Origin of the sequence: Sphaerospermopsis sp. LEGE 00249, assembly GCF_014299995.1 — a bacterium.
Taxonomy (GTDB): domain Bacteria; phylum Cyanobacteriota; class Cyanobacteriia; order Cyanobacteriales; family Nostocaceae; genus Sphaerospermopsis; species Sphaerospermopsis kisseleviana.
In genome coordinates, this window is sequence record NZ_JACJUZ010000009.1 from 1 (window position 1) to 12,344 (window position 12,344).

The window sequence follows — 12,344 nt, forward strand, 5'->3', positions numbered from 1 at the left end:
CAAAAAGACTACCACCATCATTGCTTGGTTTTCGCGTCGGCAATAGTCTCAATTCAATACTTGATATCACCGTATTATATATCAAGTAGTTGATTTTTTCCTAAAAATATATTGATTTTTGTCAATACAAGTATAGTTTTGTCTATGAAATTGTCAACTTAGGACTTGCTCACTTCTTTAATAAAATTCCTTCCTCTTCCCCTCTTCCCTTCGCGTTCTTCGCGTTCTTCGTGGTTCAATAACTTTGCGCCTTTGCGTCTTTGCGTGAGAAAAAATAGGGGCAGGAAAACCCACCCCCATAAAAATTAAGTCACACCAAAAACGATCACCAAGCCCAGAACAGCCCCAAAAACAATTAAGGCATAGAACTGAACCCGACCGCTTTCCAGGTACTTCAAACCTTCACCACTAACAAGAGTAAAGAAACCAGTCAAATTAACCGCACCATCAACAACGCGGAAATCAACTTCCATCACTTGTCGAGCAACACGACGCAAACCAAGGACAAATACCTGATGATAAATATCGTCAAAATACCATTTATTCAACGATAACTCATACAGAGATTTGATCTTAGAAGCGATCGCACTGGGGTCAATTTTCCGAGCCAAATACATCAGCACGGCTAAAGTAATACCCACCACAGAAATAGCCACAGAACTACCCGCCATCACATAAAACTCATGGGGGTCAAATTCCGCAGCTTTTTCCATTACTTCAGCTAAGGTTTCATTAGGAGAGTAGATAAACTGCTCAAAATAATTAGCGTAGGGAGTACCCACCAAACCGATCAAAATAGAAGGAACAGCCAAAACCAACAGAGGTAGAGTCATTGTCCAAGGAGACTCATGAGGTGAACTGCTGTGGTGTCCGTGACCATGACTTTCTAACTCACCTTTTTTCATTGCTCCTGGTCCAAAATTAGGTTGTAATTCCAAACCTAATTTAGCAGCAGCAGCATCTTTGAGCATGGTTTTGATTTTCTCATCATTACCCCGGAATTTGCCTTCAAATGTCGAGAAATACATTCTAAACATATAAAAAGCAGTAATACCCGCTGTCACCCAACCAATAAACCATAACAGAGGGTTAGCAGCAAAAGCCGCACCGAGAATTTCATCCTTAGACCAGAAACCAGCAAAGGGAGGAATACCGGAAATTGCTAAACAACCAATAAAGAAAGTAAACCCGGTAGCGGGCATATATTTTCGCAGTCCACCCATTAAGCGCATATCTTGAGCTAATACGGCATCATGGCCTACCACTGCTTCCATACCGTGAATAACTGAACCTGAACCCAAGAACAGCATCGCTTTAAAGTAAGCATGGGTCATCAGGTGGAATAAACCCGCACTGTAAGCGCCTACACCCATTGCCATCACCATGTAACCAAGTTGGGAAATGGTGGAGTAAGCGAGTCCTTTTTTGATGTCGTTTTGGGTAATAGCGATAGTCGCGCCCAAAAATGCTGTAAATGCCCCAGTGAAAGCGATCACGTTCATTGCTGCGGGGACGTGTTCAAATACTGGGTACATCCGCGCTATTAGGAATACACCAGCCGCCACCATTGTTGCTGCGTGGATCAGGGCGGAAATAGGTGTAGGACCTTCCATTGCGTCTGGTAGCCAGACATGGAGGGGGAACTGGGCAGACTTGGCAACTGGACCGAGGAAGACCAAAATGGCGAAGAGGATAGCCAGGAAATTGCTGATAGAACCAGATTCTACTAATTCACCCAGGCGATCGCCCATGATTGTAAAATCAAAGCTGCCTGTTGCCCAAAATAGACCCAAAATACCTAGCAGTAAACCAAAGTCACCAACGCGGTTAGTTACAAAAGCCTTTTGACAAGCATCCGCCGCCGCCTTGCGATCGTACCAAAAACCAACGAGGAGGTAGGAACACATCCCTACCAATTCCCAAAAGATATAAATTTGTACTAGGTTGGGACTAACCACCAACCCTAACATGGAAGAGCCGAATAAACTGAGATAGGCGTAAAACCGGACATAACCAGGGTCATGCGCCATGTAGCCATCAGTGTAAATCATCACCAAAAAGGCTACAGTTGTCACAACCACTAGCATCATAGCTGTGAGATTGTCAATTGTGTAGCCCATCGTCAAGTGAAAATTACCTGCTGCTGCCCATTCAAAGGTACGCAGATAAGGTGCATGACCTTGGTATTGACTCCACAGCAGAGCCATAGACAGCCCCATAGCTGCGCCCATCAGGGAGATAATAACCACAGCGTTTAGCTGTCGCAGGCGGTTTGTTACCTGATTTAACGAGATTAACCCTAGACCTACCAGCATTGCTCCTAATAGGGGTAATACTGGAATAATCCAGGCATACTGATAGATTACTTCCATCACTCACGCCTACTTTGAAAATTATTGACAAATTAAGGACAATGCTGTAAGAATATTCTTCTTAGGCTAAATTGTCCAGGTCGCAACTCCTAATAATTGTAAGATAACGCCAATAGTCATTAAAAATATAGTCAAGTATTTACAGCTTTCAGAAGATTAGACCTGAAGCACAAGGTTTGCTGAACAAGTCCTGTCGTGGAGACAGGGAACAGGGAACTCTTAACAGGGAACAGTTTTAGCTATCTGTTGGTAACAAATTTTTGGATTTCTTAAAGCCAAAATGCAGGGTTTTTTAGGTCTCAGCTTCAAAAATCTTGCATTTATTGAAAATTAAAATCGCTAAAACTCTTTTCCACTCCCGGTTTTACATTTATAGAACTTACGCATAAACCAGGTTTCTTGACGATTGATGCGTAAGTCCAGATTTATTCAGCAAGCCCTAAATATATTCACTTTTTCCGAAAGAAAATATAAAAACCCTTATCAGATATTGTGAGAAGGGTTTTTAATTTTGTTAAGTTTGTTAAGGATAATTTAATATTTGAATCATGGAAAAAATTGGGGATGAAGTAAGCTGTTGTGCATTTAATTTGTACAAGTGGAACAGGCATCTTGCCTGTTAAACAAGAGTTCAGAATATTAGGATTATACAATTTAGCTGTGTAACAGCTTAATGTTGATATAGGTAAGCTGGCGTTAACAATTGTCGTTGTGACAAGGTAGGAGGCAAGGGCAAGAAGAAGCAGGGAGCAGGGAGCAGGGAGCAGGGAGCAGGGGAAAATTATTTGTATTTTCCCAATCACCAATCACCAATCACCAATTAAGCAGAGCGGCACTCTAAATCAGGCATTGTTGTTATACTCAAGGTGTTATGGTTAGTCATGCAACTGAGTTGAATTTCTTCCAGCGCTTGACGTAAATCATCTCTGCTGCGGAAACCCTCAAGGCGTTGTCTGATCACACCTTTTTCAATTAGTAGTAAAGTTGGTAGTGACTTGAGACGATAGGTGGTAGATAGCTTGAAATTTTGATCAGCGTTAACCGCTACAAGTTTAATTCCGTTGTCGCACTGAGCTTGAAATTGCAGCAACAATGGGTGAATGATGCGACACAAGCCACACCAAGGAGCCTCGAAATTAACTAACACAGGAATTGGAGATTCTAAAACTTCTTGAGTAAATGTCCGCTCACTGACCGACAACACCATGACGCCTCTTGATTTATAAGGTTTTTATATCAAAGTAACTACCACTGATGTGAGTTGGCAAGTCAGTATCATTAGAATTTGCTGACAAAAAAGCCAGCGCGATTAAATTCACGGTAGCTTTTTTTGGTGTTTAACTTTCTGACTGCCGTTTCCTCCCCAGGAAAGTCAAGCGACCAGCAAATCCCAATATTAAATCTCAAACCGACTGAGGAAACCCACACTGACAGTTGGTTTAATTCATCTTACATTGATTTGGTGGTATTTGATAAGCGGGAATTTGGATGAAATTAGTATTTTATGTTGATCTTGGGGATCACTTAAAACTACCACGATATTCTACTGGTGGCTACGATTAATAAGGGGTGAGACCACCAGAGTAAGGCTACAAAAATGGCAACTCCCAAGTAAGCTGGACGAATAAATTCTTGCCATTTCAGAGCTTGACGACCATCAAAAACTGCTTGAAAGGGAATAATTGAAGTGCGTTGTTTGACTACTTGAAAAGCTTCTCCATAGCGTTTGCTCAAACGGCGATCGCCATGCCAAACTCCAAATAAATGGTGTACCACTAAACCTATTGATGTCACCAAAGTAAAGCTTGTACCTAGCCACAGAGTATGGGCAATACACCAAATAACTTGACCCACCATTTGCGGATGACGGGTGATACGAATAATACCTGTTTCATAAAGATGAACTTGGGGCTTTTGAATAGCCGCAATTTCTAGTAGATTGAAGGTAGCAGGATATAAAAATAAAAAGGAAATTGCTGATAGTACCCAAACTACTGGTTTCACACCCGGTATATCCTGCACTTGCCACAGTTGCCAACCATCATAACGGTGATTAAAAAAGTAAGTAATTAATATCACTGCTAAAGGTAAACTAACTAATGCAAACAAAATGCGATACAACCTTGGTCCGATGTATTTTTCAGCCCAAGGACGCAAAGCAGCACCTCCGCTGTGGGCGATCGCAAAAACTAACTGTAACCCCAGCATCACAAGATGACTGCTGGTGAACCAAGGACTAGACATCATAGACACAACTCAATTTCCGATGAAAAATTCAAAATTGAAAATAAAAGCAGCTAATATTGGTAATTATCTTGACTAATAATTACTAGATGGTAAAAGCCAAGATAGTTGATTGCACCCTTAACAGTTTATACACAAGAGGATTTTTTGCAAGATGTTGTGTTAATTTCTTTTTCGGATCACGTTTTTAAATGTCATATTTAAATGTCATAGCAGTTTTCAGGATCATTAGGAGCAGTGTATATTTTGGAATCTTTGTCAAACAAGAGTTTTCCAAAGCTGACTACTGACTACTGACTACTGACTACTGACTGCTGACAGCTATTACAATGCCATAAATCATGCCTAGCCCAAAAGCTATAGACCTTGATTTATTTTTAAAGCTGCTCCTTCCCAAGTTTGTGGGTTAAGCCTTATGTCTGACCTTCCTTTCACTTTAGATCAGTTACGCATTCTCAAAGCGATCGCACAAGAAGGGAGCTTCAAACGCGCCGCTGATAGTCTTTACGTCTCTCAACCAGCAGTGAGTTTACAGGTGCAAAATCTGGAACGCCAACTGGATGTCCCCTTATTTGATCGGGGTGGAAGACGCGCTCAGTTAACCGAAGCTGGACATCTACTCCTCAGCTACGGTGAAAAAATTCTCAGTCTGTGTCAAGAAACTTGTCGCGCTATTGAGGATTTACAAAATCTCCAAGGTGGTACTCTAATTGTCGGTGCTTCTCAAACTACTGGTACTTATTTGTTACCGCGGATGATTGGGATGTTTCGTCAAAAATATCCTGATGTGGCGGTACAACTTCACGTCCACTCTACCCGTCGTACAGCTTGGAGTGTGGCTAACGGACAAGTTGATTTAGCTATCATCGGTGGTGAAATTCCCTCTGAACTAGCTGAATCTTTGGAAATCGTTCCCTACGCAGAGGATGAACTGGCGCTGATTTTACCTACATTCCATCCCTTTGCCAAACTCGATACCATTCAAAAAGAAGACCTATATAAATTACAATTCATTGCTCTTGACTCCCAATCTACTATCCGCAAAGTCATTGATCAGGTACTAGCACGTTGTGATATTGATACCAGACGTTTTAAATTTGAAATGGAACTAAATTCCATTGAAGCAATTAAAAATGCTGTGCAATCAGGTTTGGGGGCGGCTTTTGTCTCTACTTCGGCGATCGCTAAAGAATTACAAATGGGTGTGCTACACTGTACACCTATTGAAGGTGTGGTTGTCAAACGCACTCTTTGGTTGATTGTTAATCCTAATCGCTATCGCTCTAAAGCCGCAGAAGCCTTTAGTCAGGAAATTTTACCCCAGTTTGCTACCCCTGGATGGGATGGAGATGCGTTAAAATTATCACAAAAAAATCTGATGTTAAGTACATTAGAAATAGATACATCAACGTCTATTTCATCTGATCCAGAGTAAATTTTTTGTCAGTAGTCAGTAGTCAGTAGTCAAAGGTGTAGATAGCTAATGACTAATGACTAATGACTGGTGACTCATGACTAACAACTAACATGGAAGTTTACTGCACTCGTCCTAACTGCCCCAGGCCAATCAACCATTTCGCGGATTTAGATGATGTTACAACTTTAAAAACAACCCAGCAAAAATACTGCATTAGTTGTGGTATGCCACTACTTTTAGATGGTCGCTATGTACCTACTCAGTTACTAGGTAAGGGCGGTTTTGGTGCCGCTTTTTTGGCACGCGATCGCCGTATTCCGGGAATGCGCTCCTGTGTGGTTAAGCAATTCCAACCTGCTGGGAATTTAACACCTACTCAACTACAACTAGCACAACAACTCTTTGAAAGAGAAGCAGAAGTTTTAGCGCAAATAGGCAATGAACATGAGCAAATTCCTGACTTATTTGCTTTCTTCCCTGTCTCTGTGTCCAGTTTACCACCAGGAAAACAAGAGCAGTTTTTTTACCTCGTTCAAGAATATATTGATGGACAAAATCTAGAAGAAGAATTACTGCAAGAAGGGAAATTTTCAGAAATCGGAGTTACACAAATACTCACAGAAATTCTCCCAGTTCTCACTTTTATCCACGAAAAAGGCATTATTCACAGAGATATTAAACCCTCTAATATTATGCGTCGTCGGGATGGTAAATTATTTCTGTTAGATTTTGGTGCTGTAAAACAAGTTGCTAATGTTCCTGGTGCTTCTACTGCTTCTACGGGAATCTATTCTCTGGGTTTTGCACCACCAGAACAAATGTCAGGAAATCAAGTATTTCCTTCTACAGATTTATACGCTTTAGCTGTGACTGTGATTAATTTATTAACAGGACAGGAAGCTAGTAAACTTTTTGATTCCTATACTAATCAGTGGAAATGGCGGACACAAGTTACTGTTAATGACAGACTAGCTGATATTTTAGACAAAATGCTGCTCCCTGCTGCTAGTCAACGCTTTCAGTCAGCAGCAAAAGTTTTACAAGCTCTTTCTCCACCTGCTCCTAGTGTAATTCCTACAGCTTCACCTCCACAAATACAAACACCTCCATCAGTACCACAGGGACAAAAAATACAACCACATCCATCAACCCAACCTCCAACACCAATACCACCACCACTAAAACCAATCCCACTACAACCAAAATTTGCTACTTGGGAATTATTAGCTGGGGCAGCTTTTAGCGGGTTTGAAGGAGCATTAATAGCGATCGCCCTTTTCAGCTTACTCAAAAACCCAATCATCACTATGGCTATTTCTATTGTGATTTTGAGTGGTTTAATTTTTGCTCAAACTCAACGTTGGTTGGAAAAATTTGACTTATTAATTATCCCCGCAATTACTTTTGCAATTATATTTTTTATCCCCTTTTTACATGGTGGTATTGTTATTCAGAATGTGGTTATTTTAGCATTTGCTTCAGCTTTAATAGCTATTGCGGTAACATCAATATTTCGTTTGATTTATAAATTAATATCTTCAATAATTTAGATAGTTTGGTTTTTCAAAAGTCACTTAAAAACAAAGGAGTCAATTATGTTACAAAAAGAAGTTAAAGTATTACTATTATCCTTATTATTGACAAGCGGTGTACTAGGAATTGGTATATGGTTATTTTTAGGGCGAATTTTGCCAATAACTAGTGTGAACACATTAGAAAATAATCAGAAAAAAAACAATAATAAGCTGTTATGCCTTTAACTTGAATAATTAATACAAGCAAGATGCTTGTGCTACTGTAACTTCAGGTTTTTTAATTATACAGTTTAGCTGCATATTAGCTTAATCAATCAGAAACATCAGTTAAAGAAAGGATTAGTTTTGGGGAAAAAATATTTAGGACTGGTGAAGCTTCTGCATTTAAAACAGATGGGGCTAAAGCAATAGCTAATAAAAATTATCAACAAGCGATCGCCAAATTTACAGCATCTTTAAAATTCCAACCCAATGATCCAGAAGCACTAATATATCTGAATAACGCGCGGATTGGATCTAGCAAAAACTATACAATTGTGGCAACAATACCATTAGCCAATAATCCTAATACTGGTACTGGATTAGAAATACTACGAGGTATCGCTCAAGCCCAAGAGGAAATTAATAGTCAAGGAAAAATTAACGGAGCTTACTTAAAAGTCGGCATAGCTAACGATGATGATAAACCAGAAATATCTAAAGAAATTGCTAGTCACTTAGTCAAAAACCCAGAAGTAAGCTGTTGTGCATTTAATTTGTATAAGTGGAACAGGCATCTTGCCTGTTACACAAGAGTTCAGAATATTAGGATTATACAATTTAGCTGTGTAACAGCTTATTAGGTGCAATCTGCTGTAGTAGCAGTAATGCAACATTAACGGCAGGTAAAGTTTATGATTCTGGAAAACTTGTTGCTATTTCCCCTAATAGCAGTTCTGTGAAAATTACCAACTTTAGCCCTTACATTTTTAGAACAGTTCCCAGTGATTTTATCACCGCTAGAACTTTAGCAAATTACATGGTGAAAAACTTAAATAAGCAAAAAGCAGCAATTTTCTTTAATTCTCAAAGTGATTATAGTCAGTCTCTAAAATCAGAGTTTGTTTCTTCTATTTTATTGGAAGGTGGAGAAGTATCTCAAGAATTTGATTTATCCAAAGCCGATTTTAGTGCTGCTTCCAGTGTGAAACAGGCAACTGAACAAGGGGCGCAAGTATTAATGTTAGCCGCTAACACAGGAATTGTAGACAAAGCATTGCAAGTAGTTCAGGTAAATCAACAGCGTCTAAAATTACTGGCTGGTAATGGTGTGTATACACTAAAAACCTTAGAAATTGGTAGAGAACAAGCAGTAGGAATGGTATTAGCAGTTCCCTGGCATATTCAAGGTAATCCCAAATCGGAATTTCCCAAAACATCCCGAAAATTATGGGGTGCTGATGTGAGTTGGCGTACTGCCCTAGCCTATGATGCCACAAAAGCTTTTATTGCTGCCTTAGGAAAAGATCCCACCCGTTCTGGTATTCAAAAAACTCTTGTATCTCCTGGATTTTCTGCTACAGGTGCTGGTGGTGAAATTCGCTTTTTACCATCAGGAGATAGAAACACCTCAGTCCAACTTGTAAAAATAGTCCCTGGTAGTCGATCTCGTACTGGCTATGACTTTGAGCCAATATCACCAAGAAATTAAATCAAGAATTAAACCGCGCTCAAAAACGTGGATTCAAACTCAATCAAATTCCTGTAGCGATTGATGGGTTAGCTGTAGCCGTAAACCCGAACCTAAATATCCCAGGATTGACAATAGACCAGCTAAAATCCATCTACACAGGCAAGATTAATAATTGGAATCAGGTGGGTGGACCAAATCTACCAATTAAGGCATTTACACGCCGTGTTAGTGATGGTGGCACAGTTGAACTTTTTGTCCAAGACATTTTGGGTGGTCAAGCTTTCAGTTCCCAAGTCGAGTTTGTCTCTACGACCACCCAAGCCTTAAAAAAGGTGGCTGATAGTCCTGGTGGCATCTATTACGCTTCTGCTCCAGAGGTTGTTCCTCAATGTTCCATTAGACCCTTACCTTTGGGACGCACGGCTGGGGAATACATTCCTCCTTATCAAGAACCATTGATTCTCCCTAATCAATGTCCTGAAAAACGGAATCAATTGAACATTCAGGCTTTTCAATCAGGAAAATACCCGATTACCCGGAATCTGTTTGTAGTGGTTAAACAGAATGGTCAAACTGGGGAGCAAGTCGGCGTTGCTTATGCTAACTTACTGCTAACAGAGCAGGGACAGGAACTAATTACCCAAACTGGGTTTGTTAAAATCCGCTGACACCTGCTAGTCATCGCTTCTAAAATTTCCAGAACCAGATTAAACACTTCACTTGGCTTGGTGAAAGTGTTTTAGCTCGCTCTGTTAATTGACTCTGCTGGCAAGCAAATCAGATTATCCCCTTGGGTGAGGATGAGTCCACGTTGACGCAATTTACCCATCAAGCGAGTAACGGTGACGCGGGTAGAACCAATGGCGCTACCAATTTGGGCATGGGTGAGAGGGAAAGGTAGGCAATAGCCGCGAATAACATCGGGATCGGTTTCGCTCATTGCTGGTTCTCCATATTCCTCAATTAACAAGGTGAGGAAACCTAGCAGTCGGTCAATGGTACGTCGTTGTCCTAAAGCACTTAGCCACAATAGCTTGCGCTGATGTTGATATCTAAAGGCATCCATGACTTCACGACGGAAGTGAGGCCAGTTATCCAAATCATGCCAGTACATCCACAGCACCGCAGTTTGGTCAACGTGGGCGTAAGCTTGGAGTGTAAAGGGGGACTGAGCGACGATTTCAAATGGTTGTCCTGCGCCCACAAAACCCAAAAAGGCTTCTTCAGGGGTTCTGTTAATGCGTCGAGATGTTAGCTGGCTGGCAGTAGCACTTACTTGGGCTGTTCCTACCATGCGGATTGCACCTCTCTGCACTAAATACAGCAATCCGGGTCTGGCGGGAATGCGCTCATCTTTGCTGAAGGTGCGACAGCGGTAGTGTTCTTGCGCCCAGTCAAGAATTCGTTGCCAAGTTAAGAAAGGCCGTGATGCCTCGGAAAAAGAGGATTGAGATTGCATAGTTAACAAAGAGCGTTCGGCTAAAAACAAAGACTAAATAAAAAGGTGCAAGGAGTGTCTTTGTGTTAACAGGGTAGGCTGAACACCCAACAGCGTCAGCCATCCAAAGTGTAGAAAGCGAATTTTGCCCTCTACTCTTTTGTTATACTTCTTACTGTACAATGAGGGTAGTAAAGTTTACTAATCATTCATTGATTATTCACGAAATTTTATCCTACTCTCATTTTTCTTTACTTAGACTAAACTTCTATCTAAAGGTGGATGGAACAGGATAAAATCGTGATAACCGCAAAAGTTTGCTAAATAACTACGTGCAACATTGGCTACTATTTAAGAAGTATACCTCAATTAAACAAATAGTCTATATCCATTTAATAAATTTCCTCAGTGTTTATACCAAGGATGAGAAAATTCTATGGATAAAAAAGGGAAAACTGCCTCTATATCAAGGCACAGATGGTAAAAAAATTTTATATATTTCTAGTGTAGCTTTGCAACTTGCCTCATCTGATAATTCAAAAGTAACAGGTATTATCAGGGCGATTGCTGCTCATTTGGCAGCTTATGGTGAGCTTTTTCACGTTAAAGTTGTTCCTCCTGCTTTGATTCATATAGAACTGATTGATTCTACTTTGGCAGTTTGGTTACATAATCTAACAGTCGGTGAAACTAGCTTAGAAGGAATTGGAGGTGGGGGAGATGGGGAGACGGGAAGATGGCCAGATGGTGAGAATTACAACAATAAATTGTTTAAAATTCAATATGCCCATGCACGCTGCTGTTCATTATTGAGATTAGCTGATCGAGAGGGATTGATTCAACTGATAGATAATAGTACAGAAGTGCTAGGTTTGCTGTCTACCCAACCGATACCCTGGCTAGACTGTGATCAAAAATTGCGTCTTTATCAAGGGGATGAGGTGCGTCTGATGCACCTGTTGGTAAAAATGGTAGATGATTTGGTATTCCCTGATTCTAACACTTCAGTTAACTGGATGACCACTGCACTGAAATTGAGCGAAGCTTTTGAAAGTTTCTGGTGTAATTGTCGCATCTGGGGGGAAGTGAAGATTAATTCATTGGAGTTAGCTCAGGCTAGGTTAGGATTGCTGATTGTTACCCAGTTGGTTTTAAGGTCTGTATTAGAAAGTAAATTGGGAGTTTTTGCGCCTGTGGAGTTGTGATTGGGGACTGTTGACTGGGGAGCGTTGACTGGGGAGAATAAGATATTACTTCTTGCCTCATGACTCCTAACTCCGGTCTGGGCGAAGCATTCGAGCAAAGAATTATTAATTTTGATCACAGGTTATTTTCCTGTAAGGGCGAAGCATTCGAGCAAAGAATTATTAATTTTGATCACAGGTTATTTTCCTGTAAGGGCGAAGCATTCGAGCGAAAAATTATTAATTTTGATCACAGGTTATTTTCCGAATGCTTCGCCCCTACGACTCCTGAACTCCTGTGACTGCAATTGAAAAAATTTGACTATAGGTATTGACGCGATCTGTCTCCTGGGATATATTAGCTGGTGTGTGAGGAGCGAACCAGCAAGGACACCGAGACGAAACACGGCCAGTCGTCGGTGTCCTTTCTGATGTTTGGGTAGGATTCAGGAGTCAGGAGTCAGGAGTCAGGAGTCAGAAAG

General features: G+C 40.7%; 8 protein-coding genes and 2 pseudogenes. 6 read left to right on the top strand and 4 right to left on the bottom strand.

Annotation, left to right across the window (positions count from 1 at the left end; translation table 11 throughout):
• Positions 1-305 precede the first annotated feature (305 nt).
• From H5968_RS04945 to H5968_RS04955, 3 genes are all read right to left on the bottom strand, one after another.
• Positions 306-2,372: an NAD(P)H-quinone oxidoreductase subunit 5 gene (locus tag H5968_RS04945; protein ID WP_187039031.1), complete on the bottom strand. Its 2,067-nt coding sequence runs from the start codon at positions 2,370-2,372 to the stop codon at positions 306-308.
• A gap of 820 nt (positions 2,373-3,192) precedes the next feature.
• Positions 3,193-3,579 carry a co-chaperone YbbN gene (locus H5968_RS04950; protein WP_096570599.1) on the bottom strand — a complete coding sequence of 129 codons (387 nt, stop codon included), beginning with the start codon at positions 3,577-3,579 and terminating at the stop codon, positions 3,193-3,195.
• Positions 3,580-3,902: 323 nt separating this feature from the next.
• Positions 3,903-4,619, bottom strand: coding sequence for an NnrU family protein (locus tag H5968_RS04955; protein WP_187039032.1), 717 nt, complete (start codon positions 4,617-4,619; stop codon positions 3,903-3,905).
• 412 nt (positions 4,620-5,031) lie between these two features.
• Between H5968_RS04955 and H5968_RS04960 the strand changes: the two genes are divergently transcribed.
• The 4 genes and pseudogenes from H5968_RS04960 to H5968_RS04975 form a co-directional block, all read left to right on the top strand.
• The gene (locus H5968_RS04960) at positions 5,032-6,051 is read left to right on the top strand and encodes a LysR family transcriptional regulator (protein WP_187039033.1); all 1,020 of its coding nucleotides are present in this window, start codon (positions 5,032-5,034) and stop codon (positions 6,049-6,051) included.
• A gap of 92 nt (positions 6,052-6,143) precedes the next feature.
• Positions 6,144-7,583 (top strand): serine/threonine-protein kinase, encoded by a 1,440-nt coding sequence (locus H5968_RS04965; protein ID WP_187039034.1) that lies wholly within the window; start codon positions 6,144-6,146, stop codon positions 7,581-7,583.
• A gap of 341 nt (positions 7,584-7,924) precedes the next feature.
• Positions 7,925-9,258: pseudogene (locus H5968_RS04970) on the top strand (ABC transporter substrate-binding protein).
• Positions 9,255-9,908, top strand: a pseudogene (locus H5968_RS04975) (PstS family phosphate ABC transporter substrate-binding protein); the annotation flags it as partial. The pseudogenes H5968_RS04970 and H5968_RS04975, both read left to right, overlap by 4 nt.
• Before the next feature lie 71 nt (positions 9,909-9,979).
• Here the strand turns inward: H5968_RS04975 and H5968_RS04980 are convergent.
• Positions 9,980-10,699, bottom strand: a complete 720-nt coding sequence (locus tag H5968_RS04980) for a Crp/Fnr family transcriptional regulator (RefSeq protein WP_096572776.1) — start codon at positions 10,697-10,699, stop codon at positions 9,980-9,982.
• A gap of 296 nt (positions 10,700-10,995) precedes the next feature.
• On the opposite strand from H5968_RS04980, the gene H5968_RS04985 reads away from it, so the two are divergent.
• Together H5968_RS04985 and H5968_RS04990 are read left to right on the top strand one after the other, a co-directional pair.
• Positions 10,996-11,883 carry a DALR anticodon-binding domain-containing protein gene (locus H5968_RS04985; protein WP_222620563.1) on the top strand — a complete coding sequence of 296 codons (888 nt, stop codon included), beginning with the start codon at positions 10,996-10,998 and terminating at the stop codon, positions 11,881-11,883.
• A gap of 111 nt (positions 11,884-11,994) precedes the next feature.
• Complete coding sequence (locus tag H5968_RS04990; RefSeq protein WP_187039035.1) at positions 11,995-12,174, top strand: hypothetical protein; 180 nt, start codon at positions 11,995-11,997, stop codon at positions 12,172-12,174.
• The last annotated feature ends 170 nt before the right edge of the window (positions 12,175-12,344 follow it).

What these genes read in the sequence shown, in the direction of transcription:
- H5968_RS04945 (WP_187039031.1), bottom strand. Translation starts at nt 2,372, where the DNA reads ATGGAAGTAATCTATCAGTATGCCTGGATTATTCCAGTATTACCCCTA.
- H5968_RS04950 (WP_096570599.1), bottom strand. Translation starts at nt 3,579, where the DNA reads ATGGTGTTGTCGGTCAGTGAGCGGACATTTACTCAAGAAGTTTTAGAA.
- H5968_RS04955 (WP_187039032.1), bottom strand. Translation starts at nt 4,619, where the DNA reads ATGATGTCTAGTCCTTGGTTCACCAGCAGTCATCTTGTGATGCTGGGG.
- H5968_RS04960 (WP_187039033.1), top strand. Translation starts at nt 5,032, where the DNA reads ATGTCTGACCTTCCTTTCACTTTAGATCAGTTACGCATTCTCAAAGCG.
- H5968_RS04965 (WP_187039034.1), top strand. Translation starts at nt 6,144, where the DNA reads ATGGAAGTTTACTGCACTCGTCCTAACTGCCCCAGGCCAATCAACCAT.
- H5968_RS04980 (WP_096572776.1), bottom strand. Translation starts at nt 10,699, where the DNA reads ATGCAATCTCAATCCTCTTTTTCCGAGGCATCACGGCCTTTCTTAACT.